This is a genomic window from Kordiimonas lacus (genome assembly GCF_001550055.1).
Taxonomy (GTDB): domain Bacteria; phylum Pseudomonadota; class Alphaproteobacteria; order Sphingomonadales; family Kordiimonadaceae; genus Kordiimonas; species Kordiimonas lacus.
The window spans coordinates 304,060-326,007 of sequence record NZ_LRUA01000010.1 but is presented as its reverse complement, the minus strand read 5'-3'; the positions used below and the strand labels follow the sequence as shown (position 1 = coordinate 326,007).

Here is a 21,948-nt window from a genome sequence, read left to right as displayed (position 1 = left end):
TTTTCATGGCAGACGGTAGCCAGTCAGCAAAAGAAGTGTTCGAGCACGCGCTTGCCGCCGTGACCCGTGCGGTCGCGGACGACCGCAATCTGGAGGTCAAGTTCACGGCGGATGTGCCGGGCATTGTTGCCGGCGAAGCCCGCGTGCCGTACCTGCCGCATGTGGTGCGCGCGAAGGATGTGGCCGAAGTGCGCGGCCTTGCCGACTCGCTCGCGCTCAGGCACCGCTACCATGACACCAAGCTGCATACCAAACTGGCGCCAGGTGGCGCACTCGCCCGCGCCATTTTCGACTCGGTCGAAGGCGCACGGATTGAAGCCATTGGTGCCCGGCAGATGCCCGGTATGAAAGCCAACCTGGCGGCGCTCGCCGAAAAGAAAGCGGTTGAGACCGGTATGGCCCGGCCGTCTGACGACGAAAGCGCGCGGCTCGCGGATGTGCTTGGGCTTCTGGTGCGCGAACGCCTCACGGGTGCCCCGCCGCCCGAAAGCGCGGTGGTTGCCGTTGAAAGCCAGCGCAAGTGGCTTGAGGAATCTGTCGGTCATCTGCTGGATCAGCTTGAAAACAAGGTTGAAGACCAGAAAGGCGCGTCCGTCTTGACCCGCACCATCATTGCCGAGCTGATCGGCAATAATGAAGGCGACAAATCCGACGAGGACCAGGACGACGAACCATCGGACGACGCGCAGGACGGCATGCCCGATACACCGGACGGCGAACCGGGCGAAGACCAGGACGGTGACGCCGACGGCGCCGAAGGGTCTGACGAGCAGGAAGGCGAAACCGCGGAAGACGAGCAATCGTCTGAAGCTGCGATGGATGAAATGGACGACGGCGAGGCCGAAGCCGGCGAAGGCAAGCAGGAAGGTACCATCCCATGGCGCCCGAACCGCCCGCTCGACAATCTGCCCGACACGCCTTTCTATAATGTCTTCACCGAAGAATTTGATGAGGTCGTCAAGGCCGAAGAGCTCTGCGATATCGAGGAGCTGGAGCGGCTGAGGAAATATCTCGACCAGCAGATGGCGCACCTGTCGGGCGCCGTATCCAAGCTCGCGAACCGGCTGCAGCGGCGTCTTCTGGCGCAGCAGCGCCGCCACTGGCAGTTTGACCTTGAGGAAGGCCTGCTGGACAGCGGCCGTCTGGCGCGGGTTGTCTCGAGCCCGACCAAGCCGCTCTCTTACAAGCTTGAAAGCGACACCGAATTCAAGGACACGGTGGTGACGCTCCTCCTCGATAACTCGGGCTCCATGCGTGGTCGGCCGATCTCGATCGCCGCCATCTCTGCCGATATCCTGTCGCGCACGTTGGAGCGCTGTGGTGTGCGGGTCGAGATCCTGGGCTTTACCACCAAGGCATGGAAGGGCGGCCAGAGCCGCGAGAAATGGCTGCAGGCCAGCAGGCCCAAGAACCCGGGCCGCCTGAATGACCTCCGGCACATTATCTATAAGACCGCCGATGCGCCCTGGCGCCGGTCTCGCCGCAACCTGGGGCTGATGATGCGCGAGGGGCTCCTCAAGGAAAATATCGACGGCGAAGCGCTTCTATGGGCACACAACCGCATGATGGCGCGCTCGGAAGAGCGCCGCATCCTGATGGTAATCTCGGACGGCGCGCCAGTGGACGACAGCACGCTTTCCGTCAATTCGGGCACCTATCTCGAGAACCACCTGAGGCAGGTGATCACCTGGATCGAGGACCGCTCGCCAGTGGAACTCATCGCCATCGGTATCGGCCACGATGTCACGCGATATTATAAAAGGGCGGTTACCATCCTCGATGCCGAACAGCTTGGCGGCGCCATGACCGAACAATTGGCGTCCCTGTTTGAGGAAACGCCGCCCAAACCGAAAATGATCAGGTAACGCCCCGTGAAACAGCATCGTTCAAGTATCCTGTTGGTCTTGTGTCTGGCAATTGCCGCGGTGGTATTTGCCTTCAAAAGCGATCTCCTGTCCCAGAGTGTGGGAGAGGCGCTGGCCGCTCCTGCCGGGATTGAGCTGCGGGCTGAACCGGTACCGCTCAGCGAAGCGGACCCGGCGCTCACACGCGTTGGCGCGCTCAAATATCTTGCGGGCTGGGCGCTGACATCACCCCACGACCGGTTCGGCGGCCTGTCCGGGCTGACGATTTCCGAAGATGGCACGCTGGTGGCCATCAGCGACCAGGGCGACTGGTTCACGGGCCACTTCAACCCGGTAGCACCACAGCCCATCACCGATGCCGAACTGGTGCCGTTTGACCTCAATATGCCTGAAGACAGCAAGAAAGGCTTCGATGCGGAAAGTCTGATCCGGTTGGACGACGGCTTCCTGGTGGCGTTCGAACATAGGCACCGGCTGGAGATGGCCAAACCCGGCGGTGTTCCCACGCCCTGGGCGCCGGCCCAGGGGATGGAGTTTGGCGGCATTTCAGACAACGGCGGTATGGAGGCGATCAGCTGGACGGCAGATGGCCAGTTGTTGGCTTTTGCCGAACGCGGCGTGGACGTGCAGGGGCTTTCGCGCGCCTGGCTGGTGGGAGCGGACGGAATTCATGGGCTCTTTTTCAAACGCCCGAAGAATTTTGCGCCTACGGATGCCGCTCTGTTGCCAAACGGCGACATTCTGCTGCTGACACGCTTCTTTTCCGTGGTTGACGGGGTGGCGATCAAGCTTTTGCGCTTCAAGGCGGAGGATATCAGGCCCGGTGCGACGCTGGTGGGCGAAGAACTGGCGCATTTGGCGCCGCCCTTGACGGTCGATAACCTGGAAGGCCTTGAGGTTGGCACGGGTGCCGACGGCACCACGCTGGTCTATATGCTGTCGGACGACAATTTCAGTTCAAACCAGCGCACGCTTCTGTTGATGTTTGCGCTCGAGGGCTAGCCATCCACCCAACAATGCCACCCGCAACGAAAAAGCGCCGCGACATCTCTGTCGCAGCGCTTCATGAAACTGTTGCTTTGCCGGTTGGCCTTAGGCTGCAGCTTGTTTCTTCTTGATTTCCTTCTTCAGCTTCAGCGCCTTGGCAGACAGGTCTGCGTCGCGAGCTTTCAGGAGGAAGTTATCAAGGCCGTTATTGTGCTCAACGGAGCGCAGAGCGTGCGTGGAAATACGCAGGCTTACAGAGCGACCCAGAACATCAGACAGCAGGGTTGCTTTAGTCAGGTTTGGCAGAAAGCGACGACGGGTTTTGTTATGTGCGTGAGACACATTGTTACCAGTCATTACGCCTTTGCCGGTCAGTTCACATACGCGAGACATGATCGTTATCCTTGTTTTTCTACCGGTTTTTCAGTGCCTTAGGCACATCCAGTGAATCTTTATGACCAAATTTCGCTAAGACCGTTTTGGCATTAGCTCGCGGGGGTGTATGCGATTCCCTGCCCCGGGTCAAGCTTTAATGGCTGTTTTCCGCGGTTGCGGCACCGGCGGTCTCTTTGCGGTGGGCTTAGAGCGTCGGGCGGTTCTTGGCGAAATTCAGGTTGCGCTCGAGGAGCCAGCCAAGGCCGATCAGCTGGTCTTCCCGCAGCATATTGCCCCACAATGTAATGGTATGCGGCACCAGCCGTTTGGGGCCGGCCTTGATGTCTTCGCCCGCCAGCGGCATGGTCGGGCGCTCCGTCATGCCCACGGGCAGGGTCAGGCTGGGGTGGCCGGTATAGTTGGTGACCACCAGCATATCTCCGGCGAAATTGGGGCACACAATGATGTCCACCGTGCGGTATTGCTCGGCCATCATTTCCATCACCTGACGGCGGAAGCGGGTCAGCTGCAGATACTCGACCGCTGAATGGAAGCGGGCGGCACGGAAGGTACTGGGCCAGGCGCGGGCTTCCTGCCAGGAAAGTTCCTCATCGCGGCCCGTCAGCGTCAGGTCTTCGAACGCGGCGGCGGCTTCCACCTCAAGTGTACCCAGAAGCGAACTGTAGGGTAGGTCCGGGAGCGAGACCTGCACCAGCTCATAGCCGAGATCCTTGATCTGATTGAGCACCATCCGGTCCAGGTCGGTCGCCTCGTCGCCAAACCAGGCGGGGTCATAGCCCACACGCAGTGTTTCTGCCACAGCGTCCCGGCCAACATAGCTGAAGCCCCAGTCGTAGGAGCTGGGGTCATCCCTGTGCCCGCCATTGATGGTGCCCAGCACCAGCGCGGTATCCTCCACGCCCCGGCAGATGGGGCCGATCTTGTCGAGGCTCCAGCACAGCGCCATGGCGCCGGTGCGGGCGACGCGGCCGAAGGTGGGCCGAAGCCCGGTGGCGCCGCAGCGCGCGGACGGGGAGACAATCGACCCCAGCGTTTCGGTGCCGATGGCAAAGCTGCAGAGCGCGGCGGCCACAGCAGAGGCCGAGCCGGCACTTGAACCTGATGACCCTTCGGCCAGATTCCAAGGGTTCTTGGTGATGCCGCCAAACCATTTGTCGCCATACGCCAGCGCCCCAAGCGTGGTTTTGCCCAGGAGGATCGCCCCTGCTTCTTCGAGCCGTTTGGTCACTTCCGCGTCCGTCAGGGCCACTCGGTCCCGGTGGGTTGTGGCGCCCCATGTGGTGCGCACACCGGCGGTGTCCAGAAGGTCCTTGAGCGCATAGGGAATACCGTGCAGCGGCCCCTTGTAGCGGCCCGAGCGGATATCGATATCGGCGCGGTAGGCGGCCTCGCGCGCGCTGTCGTTGAGTAGCGTGACAAAACACTCCAGCTTGGCCGCATGGGCCTGGATACGCCCAAGGTAAATGTCCGTCAGGCGGCTGGAGGTCAGCTGCTGGGTCTTGACCCAATGGCTTTGGGCGGCCAGCGGCGCGAAGGCGATATCGTCCGCGGAGGCCGGTACTGCGCCAAAGTCGGTCGCGCCAACTTCCACCCGGTTTTCCTGAACCATATAGGTCTCGCCCGGCAGGCGGGGGTCGAACACCAGCGCTGGTGCGTCGTCATTCTCCAGCGGCACCTTGGCGCGGCGGGCGCGCACCCGGTCGATCATATTCTCAAGCTTGTCAAAGAGAAGCGCGCGTTCTTCGGGCGTGTATTGAACCGCCAGCACCCGCTCGGCACCGGCCAGATCCTGGGGGCGCGGCAACGGTGGCTCACTAGGCTGCGGCGCGGGCGCAGCCGTGTCCTGGCCAAGCGCAGCGCCAGCGACAGCCATGCTGCCAAGCGCAGTCGCACCCTTCAATATCTGGCGCCGGTTCAGTTTCTTGTCCTGGCTCATCAGTCTACACTTTTTTGCACTGGCTCAAACGGGAGCAGCTTCAATTTCTACCTGTATTTCAACAGCCTAATGCGCACTGTATGAAGGTTCAATTAATCGATAAAATGCTGCCATATTATTCCATTGTGCTGGGCCGGTCGGTTCTTTAAAACTCGCACCCGTTCCAATGTTCCTGTAGGCGTACCTTATGGCTGGCATCATCAAAGCAGTTTTAGGCCCCACCAATACGGGCAAGACCCATTATGCGGTGGACCGGATGATGGGCTATGCCAGTGGGGTGATGGGTTTCCCGCTCAGGCTTCTGGCGCGCGAGGTCTATGACCGGGTGGTATCCATCAAGGGCAAAAACCAGGTGGCGCTGCTGACCGGCGAGGAACGCATCGTGCCCGAAGGCGCGCGCTATTTCCTCTGTACGGCCGAGGCCATGCCGCGCATGGCGGCGACCGATTTTGTCGCTATCGACGAGATCCAGATGGCCGCCGACCCCCAGCGCGGGCATATTTTTACCGAGCATCTGCTTCATAGCCGCGGCAGGCACGAAACGCTGCTGCTGGGCGCGGAGACCATGCGCCCCTTGATCAGGAAGCTGATCCCCGAAGCCGAGATCATCACCCGCCCGCGCTTTTCCGAGCTCAAGCATATCCGCCCGGCCAAGATGCGCGCCCTGCCGCGCCGCAGTGCGATTGTCGGTTTCTCCTCATCTGATGTTTACGGCCTGGCCGAGCTGATCCGGCGGCAGAAGGGCGGCGCTGCCATCGTGATGGGCGCGCTGTCGCCCCGCACCCGGAACGCGCAGGTGGAAATGTATGCAAGCGGCGAAGTGGATCATCTGGTGGCCACCGACGCCATCGGAATGGGGCTCAATCTTGATATCGGGCATGTGTCTTTCGCCGGGCTTTCGAAATTCGACGGCCGCACCTTCCGGGACCTGACGGCGGCAGAGGCCGCGCAGATCGCCGGCCGCGCCGGCCGCTTCAAGAAAGACGGGACGTTTTCGACCCTTGGCGGTGGCGGTGAGCCCATGGACCCGATGATGGTCGCCCAGATCGAAGAACATGAGTTTGAGCCCGTAAAGCGGCTTTACTGGCGGAATCACCGGCTTGATTTTTCTACGATTCCCCGGCTTTTGCGCTCGCTGGAGGCGCCTGTAAGCACAGACGGCCTGCACCGGGTCAGGGACACGGTTGACCTGTTGGCGCTTAAGGCGCTCGGCGCGGACGACAAGATCGCGAGCCTGGCGACAACCAAGGAATCCGTCGAAAGGCTTTGGAATGTCTGCCAAATTCCGGATTTCCGAAAACTGAGCGTGGAAGATCATACCTCACTTCTCAGGAAAATTTACGTCGATCTGATGGGGCCTGCCGGGACCATCCCGCATGACTGGATTGCCCGTCAGGTGAAGCGGCTTGACAATATTACCGGCGACATAGATACCTTGGCCGGTCGAATTGCCAGTATCCGTATATGGACTTACGTTTCACACCGGAAAGGCTGGCTTCGGGATGCGGCCCATTGGGCCCATGTTACGCGCAGCGTCGAGGACCGTTTGTCGGACGCGCTGCATGAAAAGTTAACACAGCGATTTGTGGATCGCCGCACGGCGGTCCTCATGCGCTCGCTTAGGCACAGGGATACGCTTAGCGTGAGCATTGATAACGAGACAAACCAGGTTTCTGTCGAAGGACATGAAATCGGTGAACTGAACGGTTTCTCCTTCCGCGTGGAGGCTTCCGCCGCCCCGGATGAACAGAAGACACTGAAGGCCGCGGCCGAGACCGCCTTGCAGGCAGAGCTGACCCGCCGCGCGAAACTGTTCGCCAACGTGGGCTATAAAACGCTCTCCTTCGATTTTTCCGAAGGCCTCGCGAACCCGAAAATCATGTGGGAAGGCGCGCCGATCGCGACCGTTCACGACAGCGGCGCCCTGTTTGGCCCGCGCGTGAAGCTGTTGGCCTCAAGCCTTTTGCAGGGCGAAAACGCCGACCTGGTTGTCGAGAAAACGCAGGAATGGCTGGACACGCGGATCGCTGAAAAGCTGGAGCCGCTGATCAAGCTGGCGCAGGAGCTGAACGGCGAGACCGAGGCCCCTGAGGGCGCGGCACCGCTTTCCGGTTTGGCGCGGGGCGTGGCCTACCGCCTTCTGGAAAATTACGGCGTGATGAAACGCACGGAAGTGGATGGCGACCTTCGCCAGCTGGACCAGGACGCCCGCAAGGGCCTGCGCCGGTTCGGTATCCGCATTGGTGCCTCCTCGCTTTATATCCCGCTTGTCCTGAAGCCGCATGCCATTGAGCTCAGGCTGATGATGTGGGCGATGGCAGGCAAGCTCAACGGCCTGCCGGGCCTGCCGACACCAGGCATGGTGTGGGTGGATACGGAAGCCACGGCGCCAAACGCTTTCTATGAGCTCGCGGGCTTCACCGTTGTGGGCAAGAAAGCTGTTCGCATGGACATGCTTGAGCGCCTTGCAGACGCTGTGCGGCCCCTTGGCCAGGGCGGTGACTGGTTCGAAGTGACCCCTGAGATCATGGGCCTTGTGGGCCTCTCGGGCGAGGACTTCGCCGAAGTGATGGCGTCTGCAGGCTACAAGCACGAAGTGCGTCAGGTACCGGCGCCAGCGAAAGAAGAAGCAGCCAAGGAAGAAGCAGCCAAGGAAGAAGCAGCCAAGGAAGAGGCCCCGAAAGACGAGGCATCTGCTGAAGCGGCACCCGAGGCTGAAAAAGCTGGGGAAGCACCCGCTGAAGCTCCGACAGAAGCCTCGGCAGAGGAAGCCAAGCCTGAGGAAGCCGCGGCAGACGCGCCAGCGGAAGAAGCCAAAACCGAAGAGGCACCAACTGACGCCGCAGCACCGGAAGGTGAAGCAGCAGCAGAAGGCGAAGCCGAACTGGTTGAGCGCTATTTCTTCGCCTGGGCGCCGAAGCGCAAGGCCCGCCCACAAGGTGGCCGTCCGCACGGTGACCGCATGCCGGGTGGCGGCAAGCCGCAAGGCAAAGGTGGCGACCGCAGGGGCAAAGGCAAGGGCGGTAAGCCGTCCGGTCCGCGCACGCACACGGCGCGTCCCCCGAAACGCGAAAAGCAGGCCGATCCGGATTCGCCTTTTGCGGCTCTCGCTGGCCTGAAGGACGCGCTTCAGAAGAAGAAGTAAGCAGACCTTGTCGTCATTCGCCGACTTGATCGGCGAATCCATGGCAACAGACAACGCTTCACCAAGAATAGACTCGCCGGTCAGGCCGGCGAGTGACGATCTCTAGGGACGTATCATCCAATGACTGAAACGGGCGATAAAATCCGGCTGGACCTCTGGCTCTGGTACGCCCGTTTCTTCAAGACCCGCAGCAAAGCCAGCCAAGTCTGCAAGGCGCACAAGGTGCGCGTCAACGGCGAGCACTCCAAGAAAGCCTCAACCACCATCACGCCCGGGGATGTGCTGACTTTCCCGCAAGGCCCGCACGTGCGCGTGGTGAAGGTGTTGGCCTGTGGCGCGCGCCGCGGCCCGGCGGCGGAAGCGCAGGCGCTTTATGAAGACCTGGCCCCCGTTGAAGAGCAGAAGCGCGAGCAGGCAGAGGCGCGCAAGTCCGCCCCGGCGCTTCGCCAAGCGGGTGCAGGGCGCCCCACCAAGGCTGAACGCCGCGCCATCGACAAGCTGATGGACCGCTAGCCGCCAATCATCCTTCCCGCATTTTCATCGGGGTTTTAATCCGCGGAAAGCGCTGTCTGCTTGACTTAGCTCAAATCTTTGCGCGCCCGACTCGCCTATTCTGCTGCCAGTTCATATCAGGAGAAATACAGTGAGTGAGCATACGTATCTGGTGGCCGTTGATGGCAGTGAATGGGGCAACCGTGCGGTAGACCAAGCGGTTATGATGGCAAAAATCTCCGGCGCGGCTGTGCGTCTGATCACCGTTGTGCCGTGGTCATCAAACATCAAGCCGATGGCTGTCGATAATGCGGCGCACCGCCGGATTGACAAAGATGAGGAACCGGAAATCAGGAACCGGATTTTCAAGCCGATCCTGGAGAGGCATGAAAACTCGGGCGTCGAATTGAGCTCCGAGGTTCACTGGGGTGATCCGGTCGATACGATCAATGAACGCGTCAGGGCCAACACTGTCACGCATGTGTTTGCAGGCAGACGCGGGCGTTCCCGTGTGGCTGACCTGGTGGTCGGCAGCGTCGCAAACTCGCTCGCGCACACGGTGGATAAACCCATCGTTCTTGTGCCTTAGAAGACAAGGTTAGGCGTTGGGGCCCGTTTAGCCGGGGCCCGGCGCCGCGCCACCGACACGCTGATGGGCGGGTAAAGGGTACGGTTCAAAGCACTGGATTTAGGCGGGACACCCGTTTCGAAATCCAGAATGCGCCGCCAAGGCTAAGAAAGAAGAAGGCGCCAAAGACCAGCTCTTGATCGTCTGTTTCCTGGAAGGACTTCTTTTGTAACGTTACGATCAGGCCTGATACCCTCCAGACGGCAAAGACATAGGCACAAAAGGCAATGATTGCGGGTGTTGCGGTGAAAGCTGCATCATCAGGGGATGCATTGGGAACAAGTGCCGGGGTCATGGCACTCAGGAAGGCGCAAGTCAGACAGTAGCGTTCGATTTTTGCAGAGATAAAATCGAATTTCTGCTCAAGGTCATATGCCAGTGCCGCTGGCCAAAGACACATCAATCCCGACAAAAGAATGAGGCCAAAGGAGTTCTGAACGAGCAGTGCGATTGCTGCCCAGATGAGCGTCGTCCATGCCGGAGCCCTGCTAATCCCTTCCCAAAAATATTGCACACATACCCCCTTTGATTTCCTCGCTTAATGTAGGCATGTAGCAGATAGGAAAGTAAAGCATCTATGCCGGATGTATAATTTGGCTACCAAGCAAGCCAAACAATCGCGTGAGTTAAGAATCGCTTGCACATAAAGGCGTTGCGGGCCGCTATTGTTTTGGGCATAAAGCGAACTAATGATTATATCGCATCGCCGCCTTCCAGCCCGGCAGACTGCGAACAGGCACAGTTAAGGAGACACTCATGACCTATGTTGTCACTGAGGCATGTATCAAATGTAAATATATGGACTGCGTGGAAGTATGCCCTGTGGACTGCTTCTATGAAGGTGAAAACATGCTGGTTATCAACCCCAACGAATGTATCGATTGCGGCGTTTGTGAACCTGAGTGCCCGGCTGAGGCCATCCTGCCAGACACCGAAGACGGCATGGAAGAGTGGCTCGAGCTGAATACCAAATACAGCGAAGAATGGCCGAACATCACGGTCAAAGGCGAGCAGCCCGCTGACGCCGACGACTGGAAAGGCAAAGACGGCAAAATGGAGCATTTCTCCGACAAGCCGGGTAAAGGCGACTGATTTAGCAGTTTCCGTTATTGCTTTTGCAGCAATGGTTTATCAGAGGCTCGGCCATCCCGCCGGGCCTCTTTTTCGTGTAAAAACGTCTAAAATCCAGCAATAGAGCCAAAGTGCGGCATCTTTCCACTGTCATATTAGTGAAATTTGTGGTATACAATAGGGATTGACGCGGCAAAAAGGGCGCCAAGCCTTTCGCCGTGTGGTGGCTGGAACCGCCTATAATTGAAACGCTTTTTAAAGCCTGTTTGCGCTCCTGGAGCTGGGGCAGCAACGGTTTTTTTTGGCCCAGTGCAGGGTCGGCGCAATTTTATTGCCCGCCCGGACATTCTCTGCCGGACCCTTATGGGAAACCGTGCATGCCCGAGAGGACGTCCAACCCTACACAGGTAGGCCGGCTAATGTAAAGAAGGACAAAGGACCACTATGGCAAAATCCACAAAACATCCTTACTCAGTTGGCGATTACATTGTTTACCCGAAGCACGGCGTAGGCCGGATCACCGAGCTTGAGACCCAGGAAATCGCGGGCCTCGCACTGGAGCTCTATGTCATCCGGTTCGAGAAAGAACGCATGACGCTTCGTGTCCCAACATTGAAAGCTGAAGCCAGCGGCATGCGCCGTCTGTCCTCGGACGCCACGCTGAAGGAAGCCTTCACAACACTTAAGGGCAAAGCACGCATCAAGCGCACCATGTGGAGCCGTCGGGCCCAGGAATATGAAGCAAAGATCAATTCCGGTGACCTGGTTTCCATCGCGGAGGTCGTCCGCGACCTGCACCGCGGCGCTGATCAGCCTGAGCAGTCCTACAGCGAACGCCAGATCTACGAGTCGGCCCTTGGTCGTCTTGCCCGTGAGCTGGCCGCCGTTGAGGACATCGACGAAGCAGCAGCGATGGTCAAGCTCGAGAAAGAGCTGGCTGCCTAAGCGCATCTGCTTAATCGGTTTTAAAAAGCCCGTCCCCGGTGATCCTGGGGGCGGGCTTTTTCGTACTGAGGTACACAATCCTGTGACATTGGAGGACTAAATTAAATCTAAAAAAAAAGTTGCTGCATTTTGAATCGTTTAGGGCCATAATGCGCTTCATTAATCGATCACATTAATTCTTGGGAGGGAATGAATGAGTCGTGGAAACTGGGCCACCGGCGATGACCGTAGGCTAATTCGTTTCGCAATGAAGGTTCCAATGCTGGACCGGGAAGAGGAAGGCGAACTGGCCCTTTCCTGGCAGCAGGAGCGCGACGAGCACGCGCTGAAGACGCTGACCGAGGCACACCTCCGCCTGGCCATTGCCGCTGCCAGCAAGTACCGCCACTATGGGCTGCCCGTCGCTGACCTCATCCAGGAAGGCACTGTTGGCCTGATGGAAGCCGCCTACCGGTTCGAGCCGGAGCGGGATGTTCGTTTCTCCACATACGCAAGCTGGTGGGTTCGCGCCGCCGTTCAGGATTATGTCCTGAGGAACTGGTCGATCGTCCGCACCGGGACGACAAGCGCGCACAAGGCCCTGTTTTTCAACCTGAAACGCCTGAAAGCCCGCATGGGGGTTGACCCCGACCGGCCGCTTTCCATGGGGTCCCGCAACCAGATCGCCGATGAAATGGGTGTGCGCCTGAAGGACGTGGAAGCCATGGAAGGACGCCTCTCGGGCGTTGACCGGTCGCTGAACGCGCCTGTGGCTGACGAATCGGCCCAGGAATGGCAGGATCTTCTGGTCAGCGAAAGCCCGCGTCCCGATCAGGAATATATGGAAAATGTGGACGGTGCCAAGAAAGCCGCGCTTATTGAAAAAGCCATGGGCAGCCTGACCGAACGCGAAAGCTTCATCATCCGCGAGCGCCAGCTTCGGGAAGAAGGTGTAACCCTTGCGGTACTTGGCAGCCAGTTGGGCATCTCCAAGGAACGCGTGCGCCAGCTTGAAGCGCAGGCGCTTGGCAAACTGAAGCAGGCGCTGATCGCCGAAGTGGGCGACCCCCGCTTGGCGGGCCTGGCTGGCTGATACACGGCACTCCCAAAGAGACGATCAGAGAGACCATCAAGGCCGGGCGGCACAGCCCGGCTTTTTCATTGCGCGGTTTTGTCTTTCATGAGGCGCAGCTGCCCGGGGCCTTGCAGCAACAGCCTTGGCCCACCCTTGAAATCGATCCAGCCACGCACTTCCACCCGCCGGCCTTCAAATGTCAGCGGGTCGATTTTGGCTTTCCCGAAATGCCGCAGGGCGGTACTGGGAATTTCCACCGTAAAGTCTGTGCGCCAGTCCTCGCCGAAGTTCAGGTAAAGGGTTGTCCCCACCTGGTTGGCCGCCACCACAGAGCCTTCAACAATCTGGAACCAGCCGGTGCGCACGCCCGAGCCCAGCGCGTCGACGGTTTTCATATTGTCATACGCCCACAGGCCCTTGCCTTCCGCCCGTGCTGCATCTTCCGTGCGGTAGAGGGTCTCAAGCCCGCGCCGTCTGGTCGGGCGAGGGAAAACGAATACGTTGCCGCCCTCCACCAGGACATGCTGCAGCCAGCGGCCGTCCGCGAGCAGCGCATGGGCCACCAGTTCGCCTTCGCGGTTGGTCTTGCCCCCTTCGCAGTACAGACTGATTTCCTGACCGTCCGTTAGCGCGATCAGCGCGTCGCGCGCGGCTTCAGCGTGGGGCCAGCTTCTGTAGGGATCACCTTTTTTCCAAAGCTCCGGCGCCTTCACCAGCGCCAGCTTGACCACCTGTCCGCCATTTGTGGTGAAACGCGCCCCGCCGATGGCGCCTTGGGCCGTAACCGTACCGCAGTCTTCAAGGCCCGTCAGGTCCAGCTCTACAGCACCCGCGGCTTGCCCCGCCAGCATCGCGCCCAATATAAGGATTGCCCTCAGTGGCATCATGTTTCATCCTCCCCGTGGATCAGGTGATCATAGCCTGATTGGCACACGCCGAGAACGATAAAACAACACAGAGAACCACAGAGAGACGCTATGGCTCACGGTACCCACGACTATGAAGACGACCCGCGCAACCGGGACATTTTGATCAATGTGAATGGCGAATATTTCGCGCGCGAAGACGCCAAAGTGTCTGTGTTCGACAGCGGCTATATCCTGGGCGACGGCGTGTGGGAAGGCCTGCGGGTACATGGCGGCGTTATCGCGTTTCTCGACCGGCACATGAAGAGGCTGTATGAAGGCGCCAAGGCCATCGATATGGATATCGCCCTAACGCGCGACCAGCTCAAGGCCCGGCTCTATGAGACCATCGACAGGAACAAGATGCTTGAGGGCGGCCATATCCGCCTGATGGTTACCCGCGGCATCAAGGCCACGCCCTATCAGGACCCGCGCGTGACCATCGGTGATCCGACCATTGTGATCATCCCGGAATTCAAATCACCGCTCAAGACCACGCTTGAGAAGGGCCTGAAGCTGTTCACCGTGCATGTACGCCGCGGCGCGCCGGACGTGCAGGACCCCAAGCTCAACAGCCACTCGAAATTGAACTGCATCACCGCCTGCATCCAGGCCGCCAAGGCGGGAGCGGATGAAGCCCTGATGCTGGACCCACACGGTTTTGTCGCCACCTGCAACAGCACCCACTTTTTCATTGTGCGCGACGGCGAGGTCTGGACCTCAAGCGGGAAATACTGCCTGGGCGGAATCACCCGCTCAATGGTAATCGAATGCGCCCGCGACGCGGGCATTCCGGTCTATGAAAAAGATTTCAGCCTCACGGATGTTTACGGCGCTGACGAAGCTTTCGTCACCGGCACCTTTGCGGGCCTTGTGCCTGTGGGCGATGTGGACGGGCGGACGCTTGGCGAAGACAGTGCCCCAATGCCCGGCCCGATGGTTGAACGCCTGCGCGGCCTCTATAGGGCGCGGATCGAGGCCGAGGTCGCGAAGGGGCGCAGCTGATGACGGACCTGATGACCGGCGACAGCATCCGGATCGCCATGTGGTCGGGCCCAAGGAATATCTCGACCGCCATGATGCGCTCGTTCGAGAACCGGGCGGACACCATGGTTGTGGATGAGCCCTTCTATGCCGCCTTTCTGAAGGAAAGCGGGCTCGACCATCCGGGCCGGGACCTGATCCTGAAGGAGCAGCCCATAAGCTGGCAGGCGGTGGTGGACGACCTCTTGGCGCCTTTGCCGACCGGCAAGCGCATTTTTTACCAGAAGCATATGTGCCACCACATGCTGCCCAGCTTTGGCCTCGATTGGACCGACGGTTTCCGGAACGCCTTTCTGGTGCGTGATCCGCGTCACATCCTGGCAAGCTATGTCAAGTCACGCCCCGACGTGACGCTTGAGGATCTGGGCGTGGAACGCCAGCTGGATATGTTCCGCATGATCGCTGACCGTGAGGGCAAGGCCCCGCCGGTGATCGACACCGCCGAAGTGCAGGCCGCGCCGAAGGAGACGCTGACGCGGCTCTGTGCGGCGCTCGATATTCCGTTCGACGCGGCCATGCTGTCGTGGCCCAAAGGCTCGCGGGACAGTGACGGTGTGTGGGCGCCCTGGTGGTATGCCGGTGTGGAGCAATCGACCGGGTTCGCGCCCCCCAATGATGCGGCCCGAACGGCAGAATTTAACAGCTTGGATGACGACCTTAAGCGCATTGCAGACGCTGCCATGCCGATCTATGAGGAAATAAGCCGCTACCGGGTCTGACCAGCTTCAGCTTTTCTTGATATAGAGCGGGAAACCGAGCGTAACGGTTGTGCCTTCGCCAGGGACAGAGCTGATGGCGAAATCGCCGCCCAGCAGTTCCATGAAGCGGCTGACAAGCGGCAGGCCCAGGCCTGTGCCTGTGTGGCTGCGGGCATATTCGCCCTGCACCTGGCCAAACAGCGAAACAGCTTTCTGGATTTCATCCTTTGACATGCCGATGCCTGTGTCGCGCACCACCAGTTGATAGCGGTCCTCCACCGTATGGCCGGAAATCATGATCTGCCCATTGGGCCGGGTGAATTTCACCGCGTTTGACAGCAGGTTGATCAGCACCTGGCGCATGATGCGCTCATCGCTAAACAGCTCTGCACTCTCGCACTCTTTGGTAATCTCGATGGATTTTTCATCTGCCTGCGCCTGGATGATTTTGCTGCTGGCGTCTACCACCAGGATGGGGTCGACCTTCTCGGCATAAATCTCAAACCGTTCGGCCTCCAGCTTTGAAATATCCAGAATGTCATTGATGATGGACAGCAGATGTTCGCCACTTTGGCGAATCAGGGTCAGATATTCCTTGTTCTTTTCGCCCTCAACCTTGCCGTAAAGCTCCAGCGAGATCAGCTCGGTAAAGCCCAGAATGGCATTCAGCGGTGTCCGGATTTCATGGCTGGTGGATGCAAGAAACGCTGATTTTGCCTTGTTGGCCCCTTCAAGCTCGCGGAACAGCTGGTTTGCGCGCCGCATGAAGCGGCCCAAGGCCAGCACCACAATGATCAGCAAGACGATAGCCGGGAAGATCATTTTGCTGACCATCTCCGACCCGGGCGCTGCCGTTTTCCAGACCAGGTAACGAATGGGGTTGCCGTCAAAGTCCAGAACCGGCAGCGATGCGTTGCTGCCGCCCGGATCATTGGTAAGGGACAGGGTGTGGATGGCGTTTGCGGTGCCCATCTCCTCAAGGTGTTCAGCCGTCAGTTGGGCTACAAAGATAATCGCGGAATGGCCGTTTTCCGCCACCACATCATCAAGCTGGTTGATGCCGGAGTTTTGTACCAGGCTCGCCCCAAAGGCCAACAACTGGCCCTCTGCCAGGATAAAGCCTGACCGGCTTATCGGTTCTCTTGGCTTCGGTTTGGGGAAGGTGCGTATAAGCTTCTGAAAACCCGCATCAAGCAGCACGTGCGGCGCTGGCAGGTCCTGAACAAAGTTGGCATAAATCAGGCTGGCGTCAGGCCGCAGCACCAGTACACCGTGAATGTCCTGGATGCCATTGACAGATTCACCGATGGTGGTGTCGATCCAGTCGATATCTTCTTCGATCGTGATATTGTCGACGGACTCGTCCCACCAGGCATTGTCCTCTGCCAGCACGGCCAGAGACTTGTGGATGGACGCCATATCCTGTTCGATCACCTTGGCCTCGGCTTCGAGCGCGGCTTCATCCTGAAGCGTCGCCGCAACAATCACAACACCGACGAATGCCGCAATACTGGCGGCAACCGCAATGAAGACCGGTGCGACAAGTCGGTGAAAATTCACGCTGATTCCTTAAACAGAGCTCCTAGGGTATCAGACGCCGAATTGGTTAATATTCTGTAAGAAACCCGCTGTTTTCTGCATTTTTTGATTGGCCTGCCTGCAGCCCGGTTCGACATGGTTGACCCGGTACGGGATTGCCGCTAAACCGCATAGACATGCCAAGGCATGGCCCCGTAGCTCAGCAGGATAGAGCACCAGATTCCTAATCTGGGGGCCACAGGTTCGAATCCTGTCGGGGTCACCACCTTCCACAATGTATGTTGCGCGCGCTTGGCCGGGTCAGGCCGGGGGCGCATTTTACCGCCGCCAGCCTTGGCTGTCGGATGCAAGGGCCTCGAACGCGCTGATGCTGGGCAGGAAGAAATAGTCGCCGCCCTTGCACACCACAAACTGCTGCAGGTTATCGCATACCATGGTGTCGCGCCCGGCGGCATTGTCGCCCGGGATTACCATCTGGTCCTCGCCGCACTGGGTGCCGATGATCGGGTCGCGGTCATTGCCCTGGTTGAACTCGTTGCCGTAATTCACCCACTGTTGCTGCACGAACTCGAACTGGCGCGAGATGCTGGCGTTCAGCACGATGAACATCAGGCCCTGGCCGTCCTCGCCGTTCACCTCTTCCTGCGTTTTGCCTGTGGGCACCAGCTCACCATAGGTGATGGCGCGCCTCAGGATGCGGTGCCGGTCCACCAGAAGGGACCCGAAGCTGGCGCCAGAGCTGTCACGCGGGTTTGTGCGCCGCATGTGCGATCCCATCGGGCACACCCGGCCTTCAGGGTCCGATGAATAGCGGAAATCGAAATCGTCATGCGCTGGCATCAGGGGTGTGCCGTCCCGGCGCCTGCCGACCATGCGGCTGGCGATATCGTCTGCGTCGGCGTTGAGCTTCGACGCCTGGCCCTTCAGGTAATCCCGCCACAGGTCCACATCCTGCGCCAGCTTCCTCAGCACCATGAAGGACCCGTTCCTGGCGAAGGCATCGGGCTTTGGCGCGATCGGCATTTCACCGTTGGTGTCCACATGCCCCAGAATGAACTCGCCCGCCGGGAAATCGGCCCATTCGCCCTCCGGTGTGATGCGCCCGCCGCCGGTGATGTGCTTGTCATTAAGGCCCTTGATCGGCGGGTTGCCGATGCCGTCGCGGAAGCCGAAATGCTCCAGCAGCACGGGCTTTTCGGGCTGGCTCGTTTTGTCCTCGATATACACCGGCACATCGGGGCTGGAGACAATGCGACTGACATCCTGGCTGCCGACAATGGCAACACCCTTTGTCTTGGCAACCCAGGTAGTGAAGGCCTTGTCCCAGTCTTTTAGAAGCGTGTCGGTGCGGGAATAGACGCCCACCCACAGATGCACCTGATGGTCTGACCAGATGTCTTCCCAATGCTCGGGCGCGCTTGCGCCAGCGTCGCCATTGATTTTCGCGCGCCTGCGCATGCCGTCGCGGAAGTCTTCCGGCAGGCTGTAAAGAAGGTCGTTGTCCAGCTTCAGGCCTTCAAGCCCTGCGCAGGTAAAGGCGGCGTTTACGCACACGTTGGGTTTGACCGATTTGAGGTCATGAAAGCTGGTGAGCGGCATCAGGTGCCTGATGAGCGCCCGGCCCGCCTTGTCGTCATCATAGCGCAGGAAGAAGAAGCGCCCCTTGGGCCACGCGAGGCCAAAGCCCTTGAAGATGCCCTGAACGTCCTTGGTGTTGATCGTGGTGCTGCTCATCAAAATGTTCCTGGCTTTGGCAGATCGGGATTTTTGAGGCTTTCGCGGTTTTTCCGCCACGCCGCTTGCAGTTCCTTGTCCGACAGTCCCTGATGGTCGGAGACAAAGTCGGCCAGCGCATTCTTGCGCCTAAGCTGCAGGAGCGTTTCCCCGACGCTCAAGGGGAAGCCGGCATAGCCAAGCGGATTATGGAAGCTGCAGGCGTCGATATAGCGGCGAAAGAAGACAGCCCCCCGGAAGTCGGGATAGCCGATGCACTGGCCCCACACATTATGAACAAAGTCTGCATCACGCCGGTAGAGGGCATCGAGAAAATCATCGACGCGGCCGTCGATATCGGCGGCGAAAATCAGATATTTGGTCTTGAGCCCAGAGCCCGAGACATCCCCCATGGGCGGCACCAGCTGGTCCAGTATCTGCACGCGCGCCATATGAACCATCGGGCAATCGGCGAACGGGCTGTCGTCCTGCTCGTGGCTCAGAAGCGTCTTGCGGATGGTAGCTTCGCGGCCATCGGGGTCGTTGCGGCGGTGTTCAATGGGCGAGAAGGCGGTAAGGAAACTGTGCTCGGTCATTGGCTCAACTCCAGCGGACGGGCGCGGTGGAGGAGCGCTTCATGCTCTGGCTCCAGCCCCGATTTGCCAAGCCAGGGCGAAACCTGGTTCACGAAAGCGCGGTAGCGGCGGCCAAACTCGGCGTCGTCCATCTCGTTTTCCGTGTCCGCGAGGAACGCCTCAAGCTCTGTGTTCAGCCTTGTGGATGCATCGATATCGCGCACCGTCGCGCCGGGGTAGGCGTTATAATAGAGATGCTGTTCATTCTCGAAATAGTGGATATAGCGCTTGAAATGCCGCATCGGCCACGAGCCTTCAAAGCCCCGGCTGGTGTACCACAGCATGTTGAGGCCTTTTGATACCGCGTGGATGCGGCCGAACGCATCAATATACTGGTCCCACGGCCCGTTGAAATTGGTGGTGAACAGATACAGGTCATAGGGCCATTTGTCCTCGACCGGCTGATCCGGGCTCAGGCGCGGTAGCTTGTTGCCCTCAATGAGTATCCAGCGGGCAAAATGGATGAATGCCAGTTCCTTGACCACGCCAAGCGGCAGGTGGTGGAAGATGAACAGGATCACCTTGGTCAGGAACCGGCCCCAGCCCCTTTTAACCGGTGTGATCACCGTCATGGGGTTGGACTTCCCCTTGAAATGAATGGGTACAAGCGGCATGGCGGGCCCCCTTTATTTTTCGTAGGACAGGAAGAAGTTCCAGGGGAAGTTCCCGTTATAGACCATCTTGCCGCCCGCCTTTGGCTTGCGTTTGAAGATGGCCGTGAAAATCTCTTCCATCATGGTGTCGGCAATCTTGTCGCCGACGCAGTAATGGAAGTGATAGCCGTAGACCATATAGACGTCCTTTGACCTGTTCGGGTCGAACCTGTTCGGGTCGGCAATCCGGCGCTTGTCCTTCATGGCCGACATGCCGGAGATATAGACCAACTGGTCCTTCTTGATCTTGTAGGTCTTCTTTGAGCCGATCCCGATCTCCTGGTCCTCGGGTGCGGTGCGCCACAGGCCGGGCAGGATATAGCTGATCCGAAGCGCTTCATGGACACACTTCAGGATCATGCCGCTATCGTCTGCCGCCGCCGCATCACACGCCGTCTGATAGCCTGTGCGGTTGTTCATGATCACATCCAGCGCATGGCCGTTTGCCAACGTGTTGGTGGGCAGATAGCCCATGATCATGCCCATCAGGTAGGACCTCAGCGCCTGGTCATCGACAATATTCTGGGCGTGGCAGCGGCCGATGATGGTGGTGTCCGGCAGCGGGTTCTTGCGCGCGGCGGCGATGGCATCGTCGATTACCTCCCACACGACCTTGACGGCGGCCTGGGCGCCCGCGACAACCTTGGGCGCGGTGGACTGGGCACCAAACAGGAAGCCGGCCACATGCATGCAGCCGTTGAAGAAGTCCTGGCGTTTTTCCGATGGGATCGGCACGCCATAGTAGCGGTCGATCACTGCTTCGGTGACGGGCACCATCAGGCCCTGAATCGCGTCAATCTTGCCGCCTGCCTTGTCGAGCGCCTGCTGGCTGACTTCATTCGCGATCTGGCCGACGAACTTCAGGTCCTCGGTGCGCCAGAGCTCTTTGACATTCTCGAGCGTTTCCCAGTAGGCGGGCGTGTCTTTCATCGCCAACAGGAAGGTGGGTTTCCAGTCCAGATAGTCCACCTGGCGCTGGTAGGGCACCGGGAAATCCTTCTGGCGGCTGAACACTTCCTGCACCAGGTCGAAACTGGTGACGATAACAGTGTTGGTGAAAGGGAACCGGAATGCTGGGGCGAAACGCCTGAGTATGGCGAATGTGCCCGGAATGATCCGGCGGACGAGTAATGTGGTCAGGAACTGGGCGATAGGCCCAGGCCGTTTATCCTGAAGACTGGACAGCTTCTCTGTCCCCGCAGCTGGCTTCATGCGGTAACCCCCAATATGTGCGCCTATCCATATGCCGCCCCCACGGCAGGTGTGACATACCATCACAGGGTGAGCCTATCCAACCCATGCGCGCCTGTCCAGCTTCCTGAAAAGGGGGTGGCTTCAGAGGGTTGTCCTCATGCCGGGATCGTCGTCGAAATAGCGCTGTGTAGCCTGATAGCCAGAGGTATAAAGCCGGTCGAAATTGGTGGCCGAAAGGTCGAGGTCTGTTGCCTTGAAGCCCAGGTCGTCAATCAGGACACTGCGGCGGACCTGCTCCGGGTCGCGGTCGAAATCGATGGCCTGGGCGCTCAGAAGTGTCGCGAACAGGCTTTTGGTAAACTCGAACAGATTATCGAGTTCAAGATGCGCGGGCGCACTGTCGGCCCCGCGTGTGAAACAGAAGCCCAGCGTGCTGTCTGTGATATCCCGTTCGCCGTCAAACGCACTGATCGGATAGTTATAGACCGTGCCGCCATCCACATAGAGATGATTGTTGGGCTTGCCGTCCGGGAACTGCCAGGCCGCATACATCAACGGGATCGACATGGAGGCACGCACGGCGCCCACCACGGATGCATCGGGTGTCTGTTCGGCAGAAAACTCGCGGGTGTTGCGGATGGTCAGGTCGGTGGCGAACACCTTGAGCTCTCGCTTTCCCTCGGTTGCAAGATCGGCAAATGTCAGGCTTTCAGGCAGTCCGAGATCGGTTACCTGGCGGGCGATCCAGTCATAGAGCACTTCGCCCTTATAGAGGCCATAGTGGGTTGCCACCCGGATCGGGTTGGGCTTGTCCTCCAGCGTTTTGAACTGCATCGCCTTCAGGGCGTCCTTCAGGCCATCGGATGAATAGCCCAGGCTCAGGAGCAGGGCGACGAAAGCACCTGCGGACGACCCCGCCACACGGCGAACGCCCTCCATCATGCCGCGCTCTTCCAGCAGCTTCAGCGCGCCTGCATAGGCAATGCCGCGCACGCCGCCGCCTTCAAACACAAGGTTTTCGATGTCGGTTTTACCAGATGTCATGCTC

At 59.4% G+C, this 21,948-nt stretch carries 20 protein-coding genes and 1 tRNA gene; 11 read left to right on the top strand and 10 right to left on the bottom strand.

Going from position 1 to position 21,948, the window contains the following annotated elements; translation table 11 throughout:
• Window positions 1-5 precede the first annotated feature (5 nt).
• Together cobT and KORLAC_RS16365 are read left to right on the top strand one after the other, a co-directional pair.
• Window positions 6-1,865: a cobaltochelatase subunit CobT gene (gene cobT / locus KORLAC_RS16370; protein ID WP_068308537.1), complete on the top strand. Its 1,860-nt coding sequence runs from the start codon at window positions 6-8 to the stop codon at window positions 1,863-1,865.
• Window positions 1,866-1,871: 6 nt separating this feature from the next.
• Complete coding sequence (locus KORLAC_RS16365; RefSeq protein WP_068308535.1) at window positions 1,872-2,867, top strand: esterase-like activity of phytase family protein; 996 nt, start codon at window positions 1,872-1,874, stop codon at window positions 2,865-2,867.
• 90 nt (window positions 2,868-2,957) lie between these two features.
• Here KORLAC_RS16365 and rpmB read toward each other — a convergent pair whose 3' ends face one another.
• Both rpmB and KORLAC_RS16355 read right to left on the bottom strand, forming a co-directional pair.
• Entirely contained in the window at window positions 2,958-3,245 is a 288-nt protein-coding gene (gene rpmB, locus KORLAC_RS16360) for a 50S ribosomal protein L28 (RefSeq protein ID WP_068308533.1), read from the bottom strand.
• A gap of 187 nt (window positions 3,246-3,432) precedes the next feature.
• Entirely contained in the window at window positions 3,433-5,184 is a 1,752-nt protein-coding gene (locus KORLAC_RS16355; RefSeq protein WP_068308529.1) for an amidase, read from the bottom strand.
• A 187-nt stretch (window positions 5,185-5,371) separates the two neighbouring features.
• On the opposite strand from KORLAC_RS16355, the gene KORLAC_RS16350 reads away from it, so the two are divergent.
• The 3 genes from KORLAC_RS16350 to KORLAC_RS16340 all read left to right on the top strand — a co-directional run bounded on the left by KORLAC_RS16350 (window position 5,372) and on the right by KORLAC_RS16340 (window position 9,410).
• Window positions 5,372-8,329 carry a helicase-related protein gene (locus KORLAC_RS16350; RefSeq protein ID WP_068308527.1) on the top strand — a complete coding sequence of 986 codons (2,958 nt, stop codon included), beginning with the start codon at window positions 5,372-5,374 and terminating at the stop codon, window positions 8,327-8,329.
• Window positions 8,330-8,449: 120 nt separating this feature from the next.
• The gene (locus tag KORLAC_RS16345) at window positions 8,450-8,842 is read left to right on the top strand and encodes an RNA-binding S4 domain-containing protein (protein WP_068308525.1); all 393 of its coding nucleotides are present in this window, start codon (window positions 8,450-8,452) and stop codon (window positions 8,840-8,842) included.
• A gap of 130 nt (window positions 8,843-8,972) precedes the next feature.
• Window positions 8,973-9,410 (top strand): universal stress protein, encoded by a 438-nt coding sequence (locus KORLAC_RS16340; protein WP_068308523.1) that lies wholly within the window; start codon window positions 8,973-8,975, stop codon window positions 9,408-9,410.
• Between the two features lie 85 nt (window positions 9,411-9,495).
• Here the strand turns inward: KORLAC_RS16340 and KORLAC_RS16335 are convergent, their stop codons facing one another.
• The gene (locus tag KORLAC_RS16335) at window positions 9,496-9,963 is read right to left on the bottom strand and encodes a hypothetical protein (RefSeq protein WP_139167395.1); all 468 of its coding nucleotides are present in this window, start codon (window positions 9,961-9,963) and stop codon (window positions 9,496-9,498) included.
• A 242-nt stretch (window positions 9,964-10,205) separates the two neighbouring features.
• Between KORLAC_RS16335 and fdxA the strand changes: the two genes are divergently transcribed.
• The 3 genes from fdxA to KORLAC_RS16320 all read left to right on the top strand — a co-directional run bounded on the left by fdxA (window position 10,206) and on the right by KORLAC_RS16320 (window position 12,537).
• A complete protein-coding gene (gene fdxA, locus KORLAC_RS16330) occupies window positions 10,206-10,541 on the top strand; it encodes a ferredoxin FdxA (RefSeq protein WP_068308518.1) in 336 nt (111 codons plus the stop codon).
• A 423-nt stretch (window positions 10,542-10,964) separates the two neighbouring features.
• A complete protein-coding gene (locus tag KORLAC_RS16325) occupies window positions 10,965-11,465 on the top strand; it encodes a CarD family transcriptional regulator (RefSeq protein ID WP_068308516.1) in 501 nt (166 codons plus the stop codon).
• A 193-nt stretch (window positions 11,466-11,658) separates the two neighbouring features.
• Entirely contained in the window at window positions 11,659-12,537 is an 879-nt protein-coding gene (locus KORLAC_RS16320) for an RNA polymerase factor sigma-32 (RefSeq protein WP_068308514.1), read from the top strand.
• Between the two features lie 65 nt (window positions 12,538-12,602).
• On the opposite strand, the gene KORLAC_RS16315 is transcribed toward KORLAC_RS16320, so the two are convergent.
• A complete protein-coding gene (locus KORLAC_RS16315) occupies window positions 12,603-13,406 on the bottom strand; it encodes a thermonuclease family protein (RefSeq protein WP_068308512.1) in 804 nt (267 codons plus the stop codon).
• Between the two features lie 90 nt (window positions 13,407-13,496).
• Between KORLAC_RS16315 and KORLAC_RS16310 the strand changes: the two genes are divergently transcribed.
• On the top strand, window positions 13,497-14,429 hold the full coding sequence (locus tag KORLAC_RS16310; protein WP_068308510.1) for an aminotransferase class IV: 933 nt from the start codon (window positions 13,497-13,499) through the stop codon (window positions 14,427-14,429).
• Window positions 14,429-15,187 carry a sulfotransferase-like domain-containing protein gene (locus KORLAC_RS16305; RefSeq protein ID WP_241493442.1) on the top strand — a complete coding sequence of 253 codons (759 nt, stop codon included), beginning with the start codon at window positions 14,429-14,431 and terminating at the stop codon, window positions 15,185-15,187. Before KORLAC_RS16310 ends, KORLAC_RS16305 begins: the two co-directional genes overlap by 1 nt.
• Window positions 15,188-15,193: 6 nt before the next feature.
• Here the strand turns inward: KORLAC_RS16305 and KORLAC_RS16300 are convergent, their stop codons facing one another.
• On the bottom strand, window positions 15,194-16,726 hold the full coding sequence (locus KORLAC_RS16300) for a sensor histidine kinase (protein ID WP_068308508.1): 1,533 nt from the start codon (window positions 16,724-16,726) through the stop codon (window positions 15,194-15,196).
• 167 nt (window positions 16,727-16,893) lie between these two features.
• Here KORLAC_RS16300 and KORLAC_RS16295 point away from each other — a divergent pair.
• Window positions 16,894-16,970, top strand: a tRNA-Arg gene (locus KORLAC_RS16295).
• A gap of 53 nt (window positions 16,971-17,023) precedes the next feature.
• Here the strand turns inward: KORLAC_RS16295 and KORLAC_RS16290 are convergent.
• From KORLAC_RS16290 to KORLAC_RS16270, 5 genes are all read right to left on the bottom strand, one after another.
• Window positions 17,024-18,439, bottom strand: a complete 1,416-nt coding sequence (locus KORLAC_RS16290) for a Dyp-type peroxidase (RefSeq protein WP_068308506.1) — start codon at window positions 18,437-18,439, stop codon at window positions 17,024-17,026.
• Complete coding sequence (locus KORLAC_RS16285) at window positions 18,439-19,014, bottom strand: hypothetical protein (RefSeq protein ID WP_068308504.1); 576 nt, start codon at window positions 19,012-19,014, stop codon at window positions 18,439-18,441. The genes KORLAC_RS16290 and KORLAC_RS16285 overlap by 1 nt, the downstream gene beginning before the upstream one ends.
• Window positions 19,011-19,667, bottom strand: coding sequence for a hypothetical protein (locus tag KORLAC_RS16280; RefSeq protein ID WP_068308502.1), 657 nt, complete (start codon window positions 19,665-19,667; stop codon window positions 19,011-19,013). Before KORLAC_RS16280 ends, KORLAC_RS16285 begins: the two co-directional genes overlap by 4 nt.
• A gap of 12 nt (window positions 19,668-19,679) precedes the next feature.
• On the bottom strand, window positions 19,680-20,918 hold the full coding sequence (locus tag KORLAC_RS16275; protein WP_068308500.1) for a cytochrome P450: 1,239 nt from the start codon (window positions 20,916-20,918) through the stop codon (window positions 19,680-19,682).
• A gap of 123 nt (window positions 20,919-21,041) precedes the next feature.
• A complete protein-coding gene (locus KORLAC_RS16270) occupies window positions 21,042-21,944 on the bottom strand; it encodes a patatin-like phospholipase family protein (RefSeq protein WP_068308498.1) in 903 nt (300 codons plus the stop codon).
• Between the last annotated feature and the right edge of the window lie 4 nt (window positions 21,945-21,948).

Coding starts and splice junctions, on each gene's coding strand:
- KORLAC_RS16355 (WP_068308529.1), bottom strand. CDS start 5,184: ATGAGCCAGGACAAGAAACTGAACCGGCGCCAGATATTGAAGGGTGCG.
- KORLAC_RS16305 (WP_241493442.1), top strand. CDS start 14,429: ATGACGGACCTGATGACCGGCGACAGCATCCGGATCGCCATGTGGTCG.
- KORLAC_RS16320 (WP_068308514.1), top strand. CDS start 11,659: ATGAGTCGTGGAAACTGGGCCACCGGCGATGACCGTAGGCTAATTCGT.
- KORLAC_RS16315 (WP_068308512.1), bottom strand. CDS start 13,406: ATGATGCCACTGAGGGCAATCCTTATATTGGGCGCGATGCTGGCGGGG.
- KORLAC_RS16345 (WP_068308525.1), top strand. CDS start 8,450: ATGACTGAAACGGGCGATAAAATCCGGCTGGACCTCTGGCTCTGGTAC.
- KORLAC_RS16275 (WP_068308500.1), bottom strand. CDS start 20,918: ATGAAGCCAGCTGCGGGGACAGAGAAGCTGTCCAGTCTTCAGGATAAA.
- KORLAC_RS16325 (WP_068308516.1), top strand. CDS start 10,965: ATGGCAAAATCCACAAAACATCCTTACTCAGTTGGCGATTACATTGTT.
- KORLAC_RS16280 (WP_068308502.1), bottom strand. CDS start 19,667: ATGCCGCTTGTACCCATTCATTTCAAGGGGAAGTCCAACCCCATGACG.
- KORLAC_RS16290 (WP_068308506.1), bottom strand. CDS start 18,439: ATGAGCAGCACCACGATCAACACCAAGGACGTTCAGGGCATCTTCAAG.
- cobT (WP_068308537.1), top strand. CDS start 6: ATGGCAGACGGTAGCCAGTCAGCAAAAGAAGTGTTCGAGCACGCGCTT.
- KORLAC_RS16350 (WP_068308527.1), top strand. CDS start 5,372: ATGGCTGGCATCATCAAAGCAGTTTTAGGCCCCACCAATACGGGCAAG.
- rpmB (WP_068308533.1), bottom strand. CDS start 3,245: ATGTCTCGCGTATGTGAACTGACCGGCAAAGGCGTAATGACTGGTAAC.
- fdxA (WP_068308518.1), top strand. CDS start 10,206: ATGACCTATGTTGTCACTGAGGCATGTATCAAATGTAAATATATGGAC.
- KORLAC_RS16270 (WP_068308498.1), bottom strand. CDS start 21,944: ATGACATCTGGTAAAACCGACATCGAAAACCTTGTGTTTGAAGGCGGC.
- KORLAC_RS16285 (WP_068308504.1), bottom strand. CDS start 19,014: ATGACCGAGCACAGTTTCCTTACCGCCTTCTCGCCCATTGAACACCGC.
- KORLAC_RS16310 (WP_068308510.1), top strand. CDS start 13,497: ATGGCTCACGGTACCCACGACTATGAAGACGACCCGCGCAACCGGGAC.